The sequence below is a fragment of the Aeromonas sp. 84A genome (genome assembly GCF_051919345.1).
Classification (GTDB): Bacteria; Pseudomonadota; Gammaproteobacteria; order Enterobacterales; family Aeromonadaceae; genus Aeromonas; species Aeromonas veronii.
This window is the reverse complement of sequence record NZ_JBQBEW010000001.1, coordinates 86,624-103,601: the sequence shown is the minus strand read 5'-3', so window position 1 is coordinate 103,601 and position 16,978 is coordinate 86,624. Positions and strand designations below refer to the sequence as shown.

Genomic DNA, 16,978 nt, shown 5'->3' with positions numbered 1-16,978 from the left:
CCTCGCGGCCGCTGACGGTTCACTGATAAACGGACCCAAACCTCTGGTTTGGGTCCGTTTTTTTATGCCTGTGATCCGCTCTGGCCATCCTGATGAGCTCGTTCAGGCTATCCGGTAATGGGGCTGATGAGCGTTGAGCGAAGGTCGTGGGGATGGGTGAGATAAAAAAGCCGCAGCGGATGAACGCTGCGGCTTTTTGCTGGCTTGCAGTAAGGGGTTACTGGCGCCAGAAGGAGGGGAAGAAGAGCACGGCGACAGTCAGGATCTCCAGTCGTCCCAGCAGCATGCCGAATGACAAAAGCCATTTGGCCGATTCCGGCAGGCTGGCAAAGTTGGTGCTGGGGCCGACCACCGGGCCCATACCCGGGCCGACGTTGGCGACAGCGGTGATGGAGCTGGATATGGCCGTCAGGGGGTCAAGCCCGATGGCGCCCAACAGTGCGGCTATCACCAGAATGATGGCGAAGTAGGCCAGCACGAAGGAGATCATCGAGCGGATGATGGCGTCATTGACCGTCCGGCCGTTGTACTTCTGCGGGAAGACAGCAGAAGGGTGCATCAGTTGGCGCATCTGCTTTCTGAACAGGGCGAATGCCACCTGTACCCGGAAGATCTTGAGACCACCCGCAGTGGAGCCTGAGCAGGCCCCCAGCGCCAGCAGCACGATGAAGACGATGCTGGCGAGCGGCCCCCAAGTGCCAAAGTCACCAAGGCCGTAGCCGGTGGTGGTGAGCACCGAGACGATGTTGAAGCAGCTGATGCGCAGGGCATCCCAGAAGCCGAACAGGTCTCTCTCCCACAGATAGAAGGTCATGATGACGGTGACCCAGACCACCAGCCAGAAGAAGCCGCGCACTTGGGCATCCTTGAACAGACTGTAATCCCTGTGGTTGAGGCTCTGCACATAGAGCAGGAAGGGCAGGCCGCCGAGGAACATGAACAGGGTGCCAATCCAGTGTGCCGAATTGGAGAAGTGGGACATGGATTGATCGGAGGTGGAGTAGCCGCCGGTACTGAGAGTGGTCATGGCATGGTTGATCGCCTCGAACATGTTCATGCCGCTGGCCCAGTAGGCCATGAAGCAGAGCATGGAGAGCACTAGATAGACCACGACGATGTTGTTGGCGACCGTTTTGGCACGCGGGGCGCTTTTGTCCGACCAGTCAGAGCTCTCGGTCTGGAACAGCTTCATACCGCCGACGTTGAGGTAGGGCAGCACGGCTACCGCCATCACGATAAAGCCGACCCCGCCCAGCCACTGCAGGATGGATCGCCACAACAGGATGCTGTGGGCCATGTTGTCGAGGCCGGAGAGCACGGTGGAGCCCGTGGTGGTTACCCCCGACATGGTCTCGAAGTAGGCGTCGGTGAAGTTGATGTGGGTGATGAAAACAAAAGGCAGGGCGCCGAAGGCGCAGGCTACCACCCAGACCGAGGTGGTGAGCAGGAACATCTCCCGCACCCCCAGATGAAACTCCGCCTTGCGACCGTAGTGGAGGCAGAGCAGGGCGGCGCCGTGGGTGATCAGCACGGACTTGAGAAACTCGACAAATCCCTCTGACCCGGTGAGCAGTGCCAGCAAGGTGGGCAGCCACATGAAGAGCGCCAGCTTGGAGAGCACCAGCCCGAGGGTGAAGATAATGGGACGCAGCTTGATCATGTTCGATAACCTGGTCGTTGATTAACAAAAGACCCGGACCATCCCCTTGGGGGAGCTGAGCCGGGTCTGGTTTGACAGCCTGTGGGCATGAAGACGTTACAGGAAGAAGGGGCTTGGCTGGAACAGCCGCTCCACTTCCGGGATGTACTTCTTGTCCACCAGGAACATGACCACGTGGTCATCCTGCTGGATCTTGGTGCGATCGTGAGCGATCAGCACCTCATCCCCGCGCACCACGGCACCGATGGTGGTGCCCGGCGGCAGCTTGAGCTCGCCCACCGTCTTGCCGACCACCTTGGAGGTGTTCTCGTCACCGTGGGCAATCGCCTCGATCGCCTCGGCAGCGCCGCGGCGCAGGCTGTAGACGTTGGCGATATCGGCCCGACGCACGTGGGTCAGCAGGGCCGAGATGGTGGCCTGCTGGGGCGAGATGGCGATATCGATAGAGCCACCCTGCACCAGATCGACGTAGGCGCCGCGCTGGATCAGCACCATGGTCTTCTTGGCGCCCATCTTCTTGGCGAGCAGCGCCGACATGATGTTGGCCTCATCCTCGTTGGTCACGGCGATGAAGACGTCGATTTGATCGATATGCTCCTCGGCCAGCAGCTCCTGATCCGCCGCATCGCCACAGAAGACGATGGTGTTCTCCAGCAGTTCGGAGAGCTGTTCCGCCCGCTTCTGGTTGCGCTCGATGAGCTTGACGCTGTAACGCTTCTCCAGCTGGCGGGCGAGACCCGCGCCGATGTTGCCACCACCGACGATCATGATGCGGCGGTAGGGGCTCTCGAGGCGCTGCAGCTCCGACATCACGGCCCGGATATGGCCCGCGGCGGCGACGAAGAAGACCTCGTCATCCGCTTCGATGATGGTGGTGCCTTGCGGACGGATCGGGCGGCCCTGACGGAAGATGGCCGCTACCCGGGTCTCGATGTTGGGCATGTGCTCGCGCAGGGTGGAGAGGGCGTTGCCTACCAGCGGGCCACCGTAGTAGGCCTTGACCGCTACCAAACCGACGCGGCCACCTGCAAAATCAACCACTTGCAGGGCACCCGGGTATTCGATTAGGCGACGCACATAGTCGGTCACCAGCTGCTCCGGCGCGATCAGGTGATCAACCGGTACCGATTCCGGCAGGAACAGGCGATCCCGTTCGGTCAGATAAGCTGGCGAGCGGATCCGTGCCACCTTGTTCGGGGTGTTGAACAGGGAGTAGGCCACCTGACAGGCGATCATGTTGGTCTCGTCACTGTTGGTGACGGCGACCAGCATGTCGGCATCCTGAGCACCCGCTTCGCGCAGCACCTTGGGGTGGGCGCCGTGACCGTTGACCACCCGCAGGTCAAACTTGTCCTGCAGTTCGCGCAGGCGCTCACTGTCGGTATCGACGATGGTGATGTCGTTGTTCTCTCCGGCCAGGTTCTCGGCCAGAGTGCCGCCGACCTGGCCGGCTCCCAAAATGATGATTTTCATAGGGAACGTCTACTCGCGTTGAGGCAGTAAAGGGGTATTTCGCCTGCATGGCGATTGCCCCGGAAGAAGCATGTCAGCGTCACAGCTTGACCAGCTTGGCGTAGTAGAAGCCATCCATCTCGGCTTCACCCGGCAGGAACTGGCGACCCGGGCAGTCCGGGGTGTCCTGTTCGTGCAACGGTACCAATTTGGCATCTTTGGTCGCGGCAAGGAAGGCGCGGATCTGGTCGCGATTCTCTTCCGGCAGGACGGAGCAGGTGGCGTAGAGCAGGGTGCCGCCGCTCTTCAGCTTGCCCCAGAGGGCATTGAGAATGCGGCGCTGCAGCTCGGCCAGCTCGCGGATGTCCTGATCACGGCGCAACCACTTGATGTCGGGGTGGCGACGGATAACACCAGTGGCGGAGCAGGGGGCATCCAGCAGGATGCGGTCAAACTGCCCCTCCGGCCACCACTGTTCCGGTGCCGCGGCATCGCCGTGGATCACTTTGGCGGTCAGGCCGATGCGATCCAGGTTCTCCTGCACCCGCTTGAGGCGGTTCTCGTCGGCATCGACGGCGACCACTCCGGCCAGCTTGGGCTGACGCTCCAGCAGGTGGGCGGTCTTGCCGCCGGGGGCCGCGCAGGCATCCAGCACCCACTCACCCGGTTGCGGGTCGAGCAGTGCCGCGGCCTGTTGTGCTGCACCATCCTGTACCGAGCAGTCACCGACCTCGAAGCCGGGCAGCTTGGTCACATCGCAGGGACGCTCCAGCAGGATGCAATCCTCGCCCTCTTCACCGGCCACGGCATTGATGCCGGCTTCGGCCATGCGAGCCAGCATGGCATCGCGGCTCTGGCGCTGGCTGTTGTTGCGGATCCACATGGGGGGGCGCTGGTTGTTCGCCTCCATGATGAATTCCCACTCATCGTGATAGGCCTGACGCAGGCGCTTGGTGAGCCACTCCGGATGACCGAGGCGAATGCTGGGAACGCGGTCGATACGCAGCAGAATGACTTCGGCGCTGCGCTGGAAGTTGCGCAGCACGCCGTTGATGAGGCCACGCAGGGAGGTGCCCTTGAGCAGTTTGACGGCGTTGACGGTCTCGGCCACCGCGGCGTGAGCCGGAATGCGGGTGTAGATGAGCTGATAGAGACCGACCAGGATGAGGTAGTGGAAAATGCGGCTCTTGTTTTTGAGCGGCTTGTCCATCATCTCGTTGACTGCCGCATCGAGGCGGGGCAGCCAGCGCAGGGTCCCATAGCAGAGTTCTTGCAGGAGAGCGCGATCACGGGGCGCAACCTTCTCCTGGGCAGCAGGCAGAACAGCGGAGAGGGATTGACCCTGATCCAGCACCTGTTGAATAACGAGAGCGGCCTGTGCACGTGTTTTCATAGAGTTACCTTAGATGCGCAAGTCGGGGCCTGGGCCCCGCTTGTGTCAATTCAATCCAGTTCAATTCAATTGCGTGCCGGGTTCAAACCAGTCGCGGCGAGAGTTGAGCAGATCCGAAACGGACATCGCCTTCTTGCCGGGCGGTTGCAGGGTCAGCAGGCGCAGTACCCCTTTGCCGGTAGCGATATCGATCCCCTGCTTGTCGGCCTTGAGCAGGGTGCCGGCGGGTTGGCCGTGGTCGCTGTCCATGACGGCGGCTTGCCATACCTTGACGGTCTGGTCAGCCACTTCAAACCAGCTGATGGGCCAGGGGTTGAACGAGCGGATGCAGCGTTCGATGGCAACAGCCTCCATCGACCAGTCGATGCGGGCCTCTTCCTTGGAGAGCTTTTCGGCGTAGTTGGCCAGCGCATCATCTTGCACCTCGGCAGCGGTTTCACCGGCGGCCATGGCATTGATGGTGTCGACCAGTGCTTGCGGGCCCAGCTTGGCCAGCTTGTCATAGAGGCTGGCGGAAGTCTCGTCGGCGGCGATGGGGCAGCTTACCTTGCGGATCATGGCGCCGGTATCCAGTCCCACATCCATCTGCATGATGGTGACGCCGGTTTCGGCATCGCCCGCCCAGATAGAGCGCTGGATCGGTGCGGCACCGCGCCAGCGGGGCAGCAGGGAGCCATGGACGTTGATGCAGCCCAGCCGCGGGGTATCGAGCACCACCTTGGGCAGGATCAGGCCATAGGCCACCACCACCATCAGGTCGGCGCCAAGGGCGGCCAGTTCGGCTTGCACCTCTTCCTTGCGCAGAGAGGCAGGTTGGTAAACCGGCAGGTTGTGGGCCAGTGCCAGCTCTTTGACCGGGCTGGCGGTGAGCTTCTGGCCACGGCCAGCGGGCTTGTCAGGCTGGGTATAAACGGCAACGACCTCGTGGTCGGAAGACAACAACGCCGCCAGGTGACGGGCGGCGAAGTCGGGAGTACCGGCAAAAATCAGTTTCAGCTTATTCAATGGGGCAGATCCTCAGAGGACTTTGCGATCTTCACGGGCCATCTTTTCCAGCTTCTGGCGAATGCGCTGGCGCTTGAGCGGGGACAAGTAATCCACAAACAGCTTGCCGACCAGATGATCCATCTCATGCTGGATGCAGATGGCGAGCAGATCGTCCGCTTCCAGCTCGAACGGCTTGCCGTTGCGATCCAGGGCGCGGATTTTGATCTGTTCAGCGCGAGGCACCAGAGCACGGCTGCCGGGCACGGAGAGGCAACCCTCTTCAATGCCGGTGCTGCCGCACTGCTCGATGACCTCCGGATTGATCAATACCAGAGGATCTTCACGGTTTTCAGAGACATCGATCACTATGATGCGCTGGTGAATGTCGACCTGAGTCGCGGCCAAGCCAATGCCTTCCTCCGCGTACATGGTTTCGAACATATCATCTACAATCTGTTGTAACTCGGGTGTAAAGGTCTCGACAGGGGCTGCAACGGTGCGCAGGCGCTCATCGGGAAAACGCAATACATCTAGAATGGCCATAGTTTTTTCTTTAGTTTCGTATAAATGCAGTCAATATTGGCGTAATTCTAGTCATTTACGCCGACAAAAAACAGCAACACTTTGCGTACAGAAGTAACAGGGAGTGTTATGTATCTGAAGCAAACCATCCTCGCCTGCCTGCTGGTGACCGTGAGTCAGGCAGCATTGGCCGATCAGCTCAGGCTGAAAGCGGGTTACCCCGAAAGTTATGTAGTGCAAAAAGGCGACACCCTGTGGGATATCTCCGGCAAGTATCTTTCCGAACCTTGGCTCTGGCCCCGTCTCTGGAACATCAATCCGCAGATAGCCAATCCTCACTGGATCTACCCCGGTGATGTACTGCATCTGAGCTGGGTCAATGGTGAACCCCGACTCGGCAAGGCGATGCAGGGTGGCAAGCAAGTCATCCGTCTCGGCCCGAAAACCCGTTACGAGAACAAAGCCAACCCCATTCCGACCCTGCCTATCAGCGAGATCGGCCCCTTCCTGCAAACCGACCATATTCTGGCTGACAGCCAGCAGCAGAAAACCCTGCCCTATCTGCTGGGGTCGGATCAGAAACATATCGGCATGCTGGAGGGGGACACCCTCTATGTGCAGGGCTCCCTGACGCCGGGGCAGGTTTATGGCATTTATCACCCCGGAGTGGTCTACAAGGATCGCGAAACCGGTGAACTGCTGGGCCAGGAGGCGATCTTTGCCGGTGTGGTGCGGGCCGTGGCGCGTCTTGATGGCGATCGGACCGAGGTGACTCTGACTCATAACCAGCGCGAAGTGCTGCAGGGCGACAAGGTGATGCCGCTGCCGGCTCAGGAGAACATGCCCGCCGTCTTCACACCGAAAGCGGCACCTGCCATCACACCGGGCTATATCATCGATTTGCCGAACAAGACCCGGGGCGGTGGCAAGTTTGATGTGGTACTGATCAACCGAGGCGGCCGCGATCAGCTAGTCGCCGGGGATGTACTGGATGTCAGACGGCCCGGTGCTGCTCTGGTTACCAAGAATGGCGATGTACAGTACAAGGAGCTCTCGTCGGTTTTTAACCGGGTGTTTTACAGCAGCAACAAGAAGGCACCACTGCCCTCTGAAGCGATTGCCCGCGTCATGTTGTTCAAGGTGTATGACAAGCTGAGTTACGGTCTCATCATGCAGAGTAACGACATGGTGAGTGCGGGTTATCAGGTCACTCACTTCTGACGTGAACTACCCCGACGCACGTCTGGCGCTCTGGCTAACTCTCGATGCGGTCACCGGCATCGGTCCGGTGACCGCTGCACGTCTGCTGGAACGGGCCGGGGGAAGTATTGAGACCCTGTTCCAGAGCGATGAAGCGCAGCTGCATGGTATGGGGTTGTCGTCAGAGCAGATCAAACAACTGCGCTGGCCCTCGCCGGTGGTTGAGCAGAGCCTGGCTTGGGCCGCTTTGCCTGACAATCTCCTTATTCCGCAAGATCACCCGATTTATCCACCCTTGTTGCGGGAAATTCCCGCGGCACCCCTGTTGCTCTACTGTCGTGGCGATCTTGCTGCGCTGTCGCTACCCCAGCTGGCAATGGTGGGGACACGCCATCCTACCTATGCAGGCAAAGATAATGCCTCCCGCCTCTGTAGCGAGCTGGTTGGATGCGGGCTGGCCATCACCTCGGGCCTTGCGCTCGGTATCGATGGTGTCTGCCATCAGCAAGCGCTGGCTGGTGGCGGTATCACCCTTGCCGTGTTGGGTTCCGGGCTGGATTGCCTCTACCCCAAACGCCACCAGGGGCTGGCAGGCCAGATTCTGGAGAGCGGTGGTTTGCTTATCTCCGAGCTGGCGCTGGATAAAGGACCGCTGGCTGAACATTTTCCTCGTCGCAACCGTATTATCAGTGGTCTGTCGCTGGGAACTCTGGTGGTGGAGGCGACCGAGCAGAGCGGTTCGCTGATCACCGCTCGCTATGCGCTTGAACAGGGGCGCGAAGTGTTTGCGGTACCCGGCGCCCCGCAAAATGCCCAGGCGATAGGGTGCAACAGATTAATTCAGCAGGGGGCCAAACTTGTGCTGAGTGCGGCCGATATAGTGGAAGAGTTGCCAGAGTGGGTCGCACGGCCAGATCCGTCGGTTACATCATCTGAGCAACCGCATAATAGCGAATTGCCTTATGCCGATTTGTTGGATAACGTAGATTATGAGACCACGAGCGTGGATACCGTTGCCGAGCGGGCCCAGCTTCCTGTCGAAGTGGTATTGGGCAGGTTGGTAGAGCTGGAGCTGGCCGGTGCAGTGATGGCGGTAGCCGGTGGATACGTCAGAGCGAGGAGGGCGAATCATGTTTGATGTATTGATGTACCTTTTCGAGACCTACATCCACAGCGATGCAGATGTGATGGTCGAGCAGGATGAGCTCACCGACGAGTTGAGCAGGGCCGGTTTCGATAAAGAAGAGATCGACAAGGCACTCGACTGGCTGGAGCGACTGGCCAATCTGCACGATAGCGAGCGGGAGGTCTATGTCACCGCCAGCGCGCAAGGCTCGATGCGTATCTATGCTCCGCAAGAGCTGGTGCGCCTCAGCACCGAGTGCCGCGGCTTTCTGCTCTTTCTGGAACAGGCCCAGGTGCTGAATGCCGAAACCCGCGAGATCTGTATCGAGCGTCTGCTCGAACTGGACAAGCCGGATATCGAGCTGGATGACCTGAAGTGGGTCGTCATGATGGTGCTGTTTAACGTACCGGGCAGTGAAAATGCCTACCAGCAGATGGAAGAGCTGGTGTTTGATGAGTCAGACGGCGTCATTCACTGACAGTCCGGTGCCGCGCTGGTAGAATTCAGGCCATCTGGATTTCAAGGCGCGGCCCATGTCAAAAATCGATCATCACCTCTTTTCAGCCCACGAACATGCCTTCGAGCGCGAGCCGTGCCCGCAGTGCGGGGCCGAGCTGGTGATCCGCCAGGGCAAACATGGCCCCTTTCTCGGCTGTTCTGCCTATCCTGCCTGTGATTACATACGCTCCCTGACGCCATCCGGCCGCGACATCGAAAAGGTGCTCGAAGGCTCTGCCTGTCCCGATTGCGGAGAGCCGCTGGCGATCAAGAAGGGGCGTTATGGTCTGTTTGTCGGTTGTACCCAGTATCCGGCCTGTCAGCACATCGAATCCCTGCAGGAGAGTGACGATACCCAGATCCTCTGCCCCGAGTGCGGCAAGGGTCATCTGGTGAGCCGGACCTCCCGCTATGGCAAGCAGTTTTACTCCTGTGATGGCTATCCACACTGCAAATATGTGGTGAACGACAAGCCGATCCCCATGCCTTGTCCCGCGTGTGGTTGGGGCATCATGGTAGAGAAAAAAGTGAGGGGAACGCTGCGTTGGGTCTGTCCGCAAAAGAAATGCGGCCACCAAAGTGAGCAGGTATAATCCCGCCGCCGCAACCGGATTGAAACGTTTTCGGTGAACTTCAACCCCCCACTTGGAGTAAGGAAATTCCCACCATGAATAAACCCTTTGTTGCCGTATTGATGGGCTCTGATTCTGATTTCCCCGTGATGCAGACTACCCTCGAGGTGCTCAAGTCATTTGATATCGCAGTGGAAGTCAAAGTCACCTCCGCGCACCGCACGCCGGCTGCGACCCATCAGTATGTGACCGATGCCGAGGCCCGTGGCTGCAAGGTCTTTATCTGTGCTGCCGGTCTAGCGGCGCATCTGGCGGGTGCCGTAGCCGGCATCACGACTCGTCCTGTGATCGGGGTGCCCATCGATGGTGGCCCGCTCAAGGGGCTGGATGCGCTACTCTCCACCGTGCAGATGCCGGGTGGTGTACCGGTGGCGACCGTGGCGATCGGCAAAGCTGGTGCCAAGAACGCAGGTTATCTGGCAGCCCAGATGCTGGCAGTAGCCGATGATGAACTGGCGGCCAAGGTTCGGGCCGAACGCCAGAAGAATGCCGAAGAGGTGATGGCCAAGGATGCCGCCCTGCAGGCTCAACTCAAGTAAGTGAACGGTTGGCGATCCGGATGTGTCGTATTTTTCCTGTGCTACAGCAAAACGTCACTTTGTTGTGGTCGCCGCCGTATGGATTCAACTTGCTACTAAGTGACGAGGCGGCAGCCTGGCTGCCGCATTTTTCCTATGCCAAATGAATTTGAACAGGCAGTTGCGGCCCTCCAGCAGGAAGGGGTGATTGCCTATGCGACTGAGGCGGTGTTTGGTCTGGGTTGTGATCCCGACTCCGAAGTGGCGGTGCTGCGACTGCTGGCCATCAAACAGCGTCCGGTAGAGAAAGGGTTGATCCTGATTGCTGCCGATTTGGCGCAATTGCAGGATTACATCGATCTGAGCCAACTTAGCGGTGAGCAATTGGCTCGGGTTGAAGCCAGCTGGCCCGGCCCCTTTACCTGGATCATGCCTGCCCGTGCAACGACGCCGGCCTGGCTGACCGGGCAGTTCGAGACCCTGGCGGTACGCGTGACGGCTCATCCTCAGGTGCAGGCGTTGTGTCGCGCCTTTGGCAAGCCGCTGGTCTCTACCAGCGCCAACCTGACCGGTGAGGAGCCTGCCCGTCGGGTGGCCGATATTGGTGAGCGGCTGGCAAGCAAGTTAGCCTATATCCTGCCCGGTGAAGTGGGTGGTCAAGCTAACCCCTCCGAGATCAAGGACGCCCGAACCGGCACCATTATTCGCCCCTCCTGAGCAGGCGGATACGTCATGATTTGCTATCAATCCGCTGAGCGGTGAGCTCATCTGATTGATTTAACTATAAAAATGGACAGGGCGTTCACGATCCTGCCTGACTGGAGACAAGATGAGCAAACCGGATGTGGCCCAGGTCAAGGCCTTCCTGTTGCAGTTGCAGGACGAGATCTGCCGTGGTCTGGAGCAGGCCGATGGCAGTGGACACTTTGTGGAAGATGCCTGGAGCCGTGAAGGCGGTGGCGGTGGTCGCACCCGTGTGCTGCGCCACGGCGCGGTGATCGAGCAGGGGGGCGTCAACTTCTCCCATGTCTATGGCGATGCCATGCCTGCCTCTGCTACAGCACATCGGCCAGAGTTGGCCGGTCGCAAGTTTGAGGCTATGGGCGTGTCGCTGGTGATCCATCCGCACAACCCCTATGTGCCTACCAGCCACGCCAACGTCCGTTTCTTCATCGCCGAGAAAGAGGGTGAAGAGCCCATTTGGTGGTTTGGCGGTGGCTTCGATTTGACGCCCTTCTACCCGTTTGCCGAGGATGTGCAGCACTGGCATCAGGTCTCCCATGATCTCTGCCAGCCCTTTGGTGATGAGATCTACCCCGAGTTCAAATCCTGGTGCGATCGCTACTTCTTCCTCAAGCACCGCAACGAGACGCGAGGGGTGGGCGGTCTCTTCTTCGACGATCTGAGTCGCTGGCCTTTTGCCGACTGCTTTGCCTTTATGCAGGCGGTAGGTCGAGGTTATCTCGATTCCTACCTGCCGATCATTGAACGACGCAAGGCACTGCCCTATGGCGAGCGGGAGCGGGAGTTCCAGCTCTATCGTCGCGGTCGTTATGTGGAGTTCAATCTGGTGTATGACCGTGGCACCCTGTTCGGGCTGCAGACCGGCGGACGTACCGAGTCGATCCTGATGTCGATGCCACCGCTGGCACGTTGGGAGTATGACTGGCAGCCGGAGGCGGGCACTCCTGAAGCCTTGCTCTACACCGATTACCTCACGCCGCGAGAGTGGCTGTGACCCGAGGGGCCATGATGGCCCCTTTTTACTGGCCGATATTCGGCTTGTTCCCGAGTGCGAAAACCCGTTAAATCGGAATATTGCCCTCTGATGGAACTCTTTGATGGATCGTTATCTGGTTTTTGGCCACCCGGTGCGCCACAGCAAGTCCCCCTTCATTCACACCCTGTTTGCCAGACAAACCCAGCAAGAGCTGGAGTATGGGTTGGCTGAACCCGCCGTCGACGAGTTTGCCCAAGCCCTGCGCACCTTCTTTGACCAAGGGGGCAAGGGATGCAATGTCACCGTTCCCTTCAAGGAGCAGGCATTCACTCTGGTCGATCGCTTGAGCCCGAGGGCCAAGCGGGCGGGCGCGGTCAATACCATCAAGCTGACCGATGATGGCGTGTTGCTGGGGGATAATACCGATGGCGCCGGTCTGGTCGCCGATCTCAAGTCCCATGGTGTGACGCTGGTGGATAGTCGGATCCTGCTGCTGGGTGCCGGTGGCGCGGCTCGTGGTGCATTGGCGCCGCTGCTGGCTGAGTTGCCGAGCGAGCTGGTGATCGCCAACCGCACCCACACAAAAGCGCAACAGTTGGCTGCCGAATTCTGCGATCTGGGGCCTGTGACTGCTCAGACCTATGAGCAGCTGGCAGGGCCGTTCGATCTCGTCATCAATTCGACTTCTGCCAGCCTGCAAGGAGAGCTACCGCCGTTGGCCCCTGCCCTGATCCACACTGATATTGCCATCTACGACATGATGTATGGCGCCTCGGATACGGCGTTTATCAGTTGGGCCAAACAGCACGGGGCCCGTCAAACCATGGATGGACTCGGCATGCTGGTGGAACAGGCCGCCGAAGCGTTTACCGTGTGGCGCGGAATTCGTCCCGGGACTAAACAGGTATTGAGAGAGTTGAAGCGTAACTTGGGGGTGATATGAACCAGGGTATTCTGTTTCCCGACCTGATGGAGTGGCAGGCTGACGAACAGCGGGTGCGTTTTCCTGCCCAGCAGATGGGGGCGCTGATAGATTGTTACATCAGCCAGCGGCGACTGGAGAGAATGACAGGTCTGGCGCTGACGAGAGAGGATGACATCGTCAGAGCCTTCGAAAGTGTACGTTTTGATATTGAAGATATGGCGGAAAAACTCATTGAAGAACAAGAGTTTGCTGAAGATGGCGCTATCTACCTCTGATTTTTCAAAGTTTTTTTGTTTTGTAGCGGAACTACTTTGAAATGGCGCTGACTAACTAGATAGTTGAGGAAGTGCTAGCTAGTCACCTTTATAACTCCCCGGTATTCGTACTGGGGATTTTTTTATCTGCATGAAAGTAAAAGATTTTTTCTTAATCTGTAAGTTGTGAAACTAAATTACATAAATTACTTTCACTTTCTGCTGCTTTGCTGTACAGTTGTCTGCGTAGGGTACAGAGGTAAGATGTTCTATCTTTCAGACCTTTTATTTCACGTAATTGAATGTGGCTGAATAGCTGCCCCGATGAGGTTCTCGTCGGGGTGTTTTTTTATGCGCGGCATTTAGAGTAAATGCTTTAAATTAGCGATGCATTTGATAGAATGAGGCTGCTTCTTGAGGAATACCTGTCGTCTGGTACTCAAGATTCAGCTTCTTCCCAATTTTTTGAACTTATTATTTCAGGCTGGATGGCATCACTGTCGTCCGGCCTCATTTTTATCCCTCTCGGTTAGATTTTGTAATTAAATTTCATTTTGGTCTCTTTTTGTAATTCTGGTTCGTTGTGAAAGAACAGATTTGAAAACGTTATCAACGCCTCCTTAAGTTAATTTCCACCATGAATTAACGATCTATCTATATGAACTGTAAGCGGTAATGGATATAACTGGGGAGGCGAATGCAGGGTGTTTGTCGTGAGGCAGGTGAAAGCGGCAATCTGAAACCCTTTCAATCAGCGGAGGAGTGCTCCGCCAATTGCAAGGAGAGCGAGGAGTAGATTACTCCTCGGCAGGTTGCTGTTCATCAGCATCCAGCAGGTCGGTATCGTCACCACTGACGTACCATTCGGTCAGGGTTTGCGCCAGCTTCTCCACACCGATATTGGTGAGGGAGGAGAACGCTTCGACCTGGATCTGGGAACCGAGGTTGGCAACGGCCTGGCGCACCTTGATCACCTGGTTGTTGCGCGGGCCGGGGCTCAATTTGTCAGCCTTGGTCAGCAGCAGCATGACGGGCAACTGACGGTGCGAGCTCCACTCCAGCATGTTCATGTCGGTATCTTTGAGCGGGTGGCGGATGTCCATCAGGATCACCAAACCTTTCAATGACTCACGGCGCTGCAGATACTCTGCCAGTGACTTTTGCCACTTGAGCTTCATTTCCAGCGGAACTTGCGCATAACCATAACCCGGCAAGTCGACCAGACGCTTGCCCGGTTCCAGCTCAAACAGGTTGATCAGCTGGGTACGACCGGGTGTCTTACTGGTGCGCGCCAAGTTCTTGTGTTTGGTTAAGGTGTTCAATGCAGATGACTTACCGGCGTTGGAACGGCCGGCAAACGCGATCTCGACACCCCCATCATTTGGCAGGTGACGGATGTCGGGTGCGCTGGTCACAAAATGCACCTTATTGAAATTCAGAGTTTGTGTATCCAACGTAAATTCCCCATGGAGATAGAGGGTTATAGAGTTACTTTTTTGTAAAATGGTGTAAAATAGCGTCGCTTAAACGCGTTTATTTTAACATGCCTTCAGCGGCATGGGATCTGGAAGCCTAATAACGAAAAGTTGGAACGCCATGAAGAACCTAGTCATTACTCTTGCTCTGATGGTTGGCGTAACGGGGATGGCACAAGCCAAGGGCGATGCCGCTGCGGGACAGACCAAGGCTGCCGTTTGTGCGGCTTGTCATGGACCGGACGGAAACAGCCTGGTTGATATGTACCCCAAAATTGCTGGTCAGCACGCATCATATATCAAAAAGCAGTTAGTTGAACTGAAGGCTGCCGCTTCTGGTCAAATTGGCCGGGTTGCGCCAGTGATGGGGCCGATGGCGTTACCTTTGTCGGAACAGGACATGGATGACCTGGCGGCTTATTTCTCCAGCCTGAAGGTTACCCCTATCGCTGTCCCTGACGACGTGGTCGAAGCGGGCAAGGCACTCTATATGGGTGGTGACATGAGTCGCGGTCTGGCAGCTTGTACGGCTTGCCATGGTCCCCGTGGCTCTGGTGTCGAACAGGCGAAGTATCCAAACCTGTCCGGCCAGCATCCTGCCTATATCAAGGCTCAGCTCACCGCATTCCGTGCCGGGACGCGTGACAACGATCCGAACGGCATGATGCGGGACGTTGCCAAGAAACTGACTGATCAGGATATCGAAGCCCTCTCCAAATATGTGGCGGGTCTGCACTGATATAGTCGATACGGTCGATTTGAGTTGAAACGGGGAGCCTGGGCTCCCCGTTGTTTTTATGGCTTTCAGATAATTCTCGGTTTAATCCCCCCGTTCTGTAAGAGATCTCCCATTCTCAAGGCAGGCCAAGGCTCATAAAATTGCATAAAATATTAAATAACCATTATTTATCAACGGGTTATATTAATTTTGATGTTTTTCGACATGTTGAGAATGTTTTGAGTAGATTGAGCCGCTTTATAGAGTTGGTACAGTAGGCTTAATGGATTCACCCACGGATTGGGTGGCGGTTTCACGACAGGGTGTTGTGAGCAGAGGATGGCTGGCGTGGCGGGATGCCATGGGCTCGGATGAGCTGGCAAAGGATTGAAGGATCAGGATGGTGACCATCTCCGGAGCGGGATGGGGTTGCGGGATGCAGACTCCCCGGCACGATGGCAGGATGCGGTCGAGACGGGTCAAACAGGCACACGCACATTCAGGAACGACCAATATAAGGTCAGGATGACCACACAACGATATGATGCGGCGACAAGTTGTCACGGAGAGGACGAAACAGATTGTTTTGCCATTCAGGATGGCGCACGCATGAACATATCAAGGCAGCTTCGGCTGCCTTTTTTCTTTTGGGTCATTAACCCGATTAGCCATTCTGTGTCAAAATACCAGCAACATGCCCAGAGGATACCGATCCTGCGGTGTTCAGTGGCCTGATTGGGCCGGATTGGTGCGGGATCCTGCTCTTGTTCCAGCCTTACTGTTCCTCGCATCGTATCCCACCGGGTGAGATCATCCCGGGTACGGGTCAAACCAGTTATTTTCGGAGTTAGCCATTCATGTCTGCCAAACAACCCACTCGCAAGCCTACTGGCAAGCGCAAAGAATCTGATGTCAGTGCTCAGGAAGGCCGTGAGCGTAAACGGGCTGCCAAGCGCAAGGGCCTGAAGGCTGGTTCTCGTCAGCAAGTTGAACAGCCGAAGAGCAAGTCTGGCAACAGCCAGTCCAAAGATCCGCGTATCGGTTCCCGCAAGCCGGTAGTTCTGGTGGTGGATGACAAACAGAAGAAGCCGGCAGCACTCAAGGCGGTGAAAGAGAAGAAGCTGGTGATGACGCCCGAGCAGGAGCTGGCTTCCATCGAAAACGATGACCGCTTGAATGATCTGCTGGATCGTCTGGATGCCGGTGAAACTCTGGAAGCGGCCGAGCAAGCCTGGGTTGATCAGCGCGTCGACCGTTATCAGGAGCTGATGGATGAGCTGGGCATCATCGACAACGACGATGATGAAGATGACGAGCTGCCGTTTGATGATGGCGATGACGCCGAGTTCGACGAGCAGAAACCAGCTTCCGAAGAGGAGCTGTGGGACCGTTTCAACCAGGTCGATTTCAAGCCGGAACCCAAGCCTGAGCCGAAGAAAAAGTGATGAGTGGATGGATGCTGGCCGCCCTGTTGGGCGGCCTGATTTTGTCAGGGTTGGCCATCTATGCAGGCATGCTGCTGGCCAGACTGAGACGACAGCAAGCGATGCAGTGGCAGGCTATTACTGCTCGCAATGAACGAATTCTGGAGAGCGTGCGGGTCATTGCCCATGCGGTGCAGGAGGGGCAGTGCGATTACTCCGAAGGCGCCATTCGGCTGACCAATCTGCTGGATGCGTTGCAGATCAAGGGGGGGCGGGCGTTCGTTGCCGAGTTCCCGGGTCTGTACGGGCTGTATGAGAAGGTGAAAGATATGCCGACTCATGAGGCCAGACGCGCCCTCAAGCGCAATGAAGTGATGAAGATGGATCTCGAACGAAGCGGCTACGAGGCCGAGCTGGAGGCTCAGATCCTCAAGGATGTTGCCCAGCTGAAGGATTTTCAGTTAGGTCGGTGAG

At 57.4% G+C, this 16,978-nt stretch carries 18 protein-coding genes; 12 read left to right on the top strand and 6 right to left on the bottom strand.

Annotation, left to right across the window (positions count from 1 at the left end; genetic code table 11):
* Nucleotides 1-217: 217 nt before the first annotated feature.
* The 5 genes from ACTG20_RS00515 to def all read right to left on the bottom strand — a co-directional run bounded on the left by ACTG20_RS00515 (nt 218) and on the right by def (nt 6,035).
* Complete coding sequence (locus ACTG20_RS00515; protein WP_042054858.1) at nt 218-1,660, bottom strand: TrkH family potassium uptake protein; 1,443 nt, start codon at nt 1,658-1,660, stop codon at nt 218-220.
* Nucleotides 1,661-1,756: 96 nt separating this feature from the next.
* Complete coding sequence (trkA, locus tag ACTG20_RS00510) at nt 1,757-3,133, bottom strand: Trk system potassium transporter TrkA (RefSeq protein WP_005339689.1); 1,377 nt, start codon at nt 3,131-3,133, stop codon at nt 1,757-1,759.
* Between the two features lie 79 nt (nt 3,134-3,212).
* The gene (gene rsmB, locus ACTG20_RS00505) at nt 3,213-4,505 is read right to left on the bottom strand and encodes a 16S rRNA (cytosine(967)-C(5))-methyltransferase RsmB (protein WP_005341964.1); all 1,293 of its coding nucleotides are present in this window, start codon (nt 4,503-4,505) and stop codon (nt 3,213-3,215) included.
* 60 nt (nt 4,506-4,565) lie between these two features.
* The gene (gene fmt, locus ACTG20_RS00500) at nt 4,566-5,510 is read right to left on the bottom strand and encodes a methionyl-tRNA formyltransferase (RefSeq protein ID WP_194494725.1); all 945 of its coding nucleotides are present in this window, start codon (nt 5,508-5,510) and stop codon (nt 4,566-4,568) included.
* A 12-nt stretch (nt 5,511-5,522) separates the two neighbouring features.
* Entirely contained in the window at nt 5,523-6,035 is a 513-nt protein-coding gene (gene def / locus ACTG20_RS00495) for a peptide deformylase (RefSeq protein WP_005357510.1), read from the bottom strand.
* 108 nt (nt 6,036-6,143) lie between these two features.
* Here def and ACTG20_RS00490 point away from each other — a divergent pair, with 108 nt between their 5' ends.
* From ACTG20_RS00490 to ACTG20_RS00450, 9 genes are all read left to right on the top strand, one after another.
* The gene (locus tag ACTG20_RS00490) at nt 6,144-7,235 is read left to right on the top strand and encodes a LysM peptidoglycan-binding domain-containing protein (protein WP_005339696.1); all 1,092 of its coding nucleotides are present in this window, start codon (nt 6,144-6,146) and stop codon (nt 7,233-7,235) included.
* A 1-nt stretch (nt 7,236) separates the two neighbouring features.
* A complete protein-coding gene (gene dprA, locus ACTG20_RS00485; protein ID WP_194494724.1) occupies nt 7,237-8,352 on the top strand; it encodes a DNA-processing protein DprA in 1,116 nt (371 codons plus the stop codon).
* Entirely contained in the window at nt 8,345-8,818 is a 474-nt protein-coding gene (locus ACTG20_RS00480) for a DUF494 family protein (protein WP_194494723.1), read from the top strand. The genes dprA and ACTG20_RS00480 overlap by 8 nt, the downstream gene beginning before the upstream one ends.
* A gap of 55 nt (nt 8,819-8,873) precedes the next feature.
* Nucleotides 8,874-9,431 carry a DNA topoisomerase family protein gene (locus ACTG20_RS00475; protein ID WP_005339702.1) on the top strand — a complete coding sequence of 186 codons (558 nt, stop codon included), beginning with the start codon at nt 8,874-8,876 and terminating at the stop codon, nt 9,429-9,431.
* A 74-nt stretch (nt 9,432-9,505) separates the two neighbouring features.
* On the top strand, nt 9,506-10,009 hold the full coding sequence (gene purE / locus ACTG20_RS00470) for a 5-(carboxyamino)imidazole ribonucleotide mutase (RefSeq protein ID WP_005339704.1): 504 nt from the start codon (nt 9,506-9,508) through the stop codon (nt 10,007-10,009).
* Nucleotides 10,010-10,144: 135 nt separating this feature from the next.
* Nucleotides 10,145-10,705, top strand: a complete 561-nt coding sequence (locus ACTG20_RS00465) for a Sua5/YciO/YrdC/YwlC family protein (RefSeq protein ID WP_194494722.1) — start codon at nt 10,145-10,147, stop codon at nt 10,703-10,705.
* A gap of 112 nt (nt 10,706-10,817) precedes the next feature.
* Entirely contained in the window at nt 10,818-11,726 is a 909-nt protein-coding gene (gene hemF / locus ACTG20_RS00460; RefSeq protein ID WP_194494721.1) for an oxygen-dependent coproporphyrinogen oxidase, read from the top strand.
* 103 nt (nt 11,727-11,829) lie between these two features.
* Nucleotides 11,830-12,651 carry a shikimate dehydrogenase gene (gene aroE, locus ACTG20_RS00455; protein WP_194494720.1) on the top strand — a complete coding sequence of 274 codons (822 nt, stop codon included), beginning with the start codon at nt 11,830-11,832 and terminating at the stop codon, nt 12,649-12,651.
* Complete coding sequence (locus tag ACTG20_RS00450) at nt 12,648-12,908, top strand: DUF1488 domain-containing protein (RefSeq protein ID WP_019445781.1); 261 nt, start codon at nt 12,648-12,650, stop codon at nt 12,906-12,908. Before aroE ends, ACTG20_RS00450 begins: the two co-directional genes overlap by 4 nt.
* Nucleotides 12,909-13,684: 776 nt before the next feature.
* Here ACTG20_RS00450 and yihA read toward each other — a convergent pair.
* Entirely contained in the window at nt 13,685-14,341 is a 657-nt protein-coding gene (gene yihA, locus ACTG20_RS00445; protein ID WP_026034975.1) for a ribosome biogenesis GTP-binding protein YihA/YsxC, read from the bottom strand.
* A 142-nt stretch (nt 14,342-14,483) separates the two neighbouring features.
* On the opposite strand from yihA, the gene ACTG20_RS00440 reads away from it, so the two are divergent.
* From ACTG20_RS00440 to ACTG20_RS00430, 3 genes are all read left to right on the top strand, one after another.
* Nucleotides 14,484-15,101, top strand: coding sequence for a c-type cytochrome (locus ACTG20_RS00440; protein ID WP_005339710.1), 618 nt, complete (start codon nt 14,484-14,486; stop codon nt 15,099-15,101).
* An 836-nt stretch (nt 15,102-15,937) separates the two neighbouring features.
* Complete coding sequence (gene yihI, locus ACTG20_RS00435; RefSeq protein ID WP_194494719.1) at nt 15,938-16,525, top strand: Der GTPase-activating protein YihI; 588 nt, start codon at nt 15,938-15,940, stop codon at nt 16,523-16,525.
* Between the two features lie 11 nt (nt 16,526-16,536).
* On the top strand, nt 16,537-16,977 hold the full coding sequence (locus tag ACTG20_RS00430; protein WP_005339712.1) for a DUF2489 domain-containing protein: 441 nt from the start codon (nt 16,537-16,539) through the stop codon (nt 16,975-16,977).
* The last annotated feature ends 1 nt before the right edge of the window (nt 16,978 follow it).

Coding starts and splice junctions, on each gene's coding strand:
- ACTG20_RS00440 (WP_005339710.1), top strand. CDS start 14,484: ATGAAGAACCTAGTCATTACTCTTGCTCTGATGGTTGGCGTAACGGGG.
- rsmB (WP_005341964.1), bottom strand. CDS start 4,505: ATGAAAACACGTGCACAGGCCGCTCTCGTTATTCAACAGGTGCTGGAT.
- hemF (WP_194494721.1), top strand. CDS start 10,818: ATGAGCAAACCGGATGTGGCCCAGGTCAAGGCCTTCCTGTTGCAGTTG.
- aroE (WP_194494720.1), top strand. CDS start 11,830: ATGGATCGTTATCTGGTTTTTGGCCACCCGGTGCGCCACAGCAAGTCC.
- ACTG20_RS00430 (WP_005339712.1), top strand. CDS start 16,537: ATGCTGGCCGCCCTGTTGGGCGGCCTGATTTTGTCAGGGTTGGCCATC.
- ACTG20_RS00490 (WP_005339696.1), top strand. CDS start 6,144: ATGTATCTGAAGCAAACCATCCTCGCCTGCCTGCTGGTGACCGTGAGT.
- ACTG20_RS00475 (WP_005339702.1), top strand. CDS start 8,874: ATGTCAAAAATCGATCATCACCTCTTTTCAGCCCACGAACATGCCTTC.
- ACTG20_RS00480 (WP_194494723.1), top strand. CDS start 8,345: ATGTTTGATGTATTGATGTACCTTTTCGAGACCTACATCCACAGCGAT.
- purE (WP_005339704.1), top strand. CDS start 9,506: ATGAATAAACCCTTTGTTGCCGTATTGATGGGCTCTGATTCTGATTTC.
- yihI (WP_194494719.1), top strand. CDS start 15,938: ATGTCTGCCAAACAACCCACTCGCAAGCCTACTGGCAAGCGCAAAGAA.
- ACTG20_RS00465 (WP_194494722.1), top strand. CDS start 10,145: ATGCCAAATGAATTTGAACAGGCAGTTGCGGCCCTCCAGCAGGAAGGG.
- def (WP_005357510.1), bottom strand. CDS start 6,035: ATGGCCATTCTAGATGTATTGCGTTTTCCCGATGAGCGCCTGCGCACC.
- ACTG20_RS00515 (WP_042054858.1), bottom strand. CDS start 1,660: ATGATCAAGCTGCGTCCCATTATCTTCACCCTCGGGCTGGTGCTCTCC.
- trkA (WP_005339689.1), bottom strand. CDS start 3,133: ATGAAAATCATCATTTTGGGAGCCGGCCAGGTCGGCGGCACTCTGGCC.
- ACTG20_RS00450 (WP_019445781.1), top strand. CDS start 12,648: ATGAACCAGGGTATTCTGTTTCCCGACCTGATGGAGTGGCAGGCTGAC.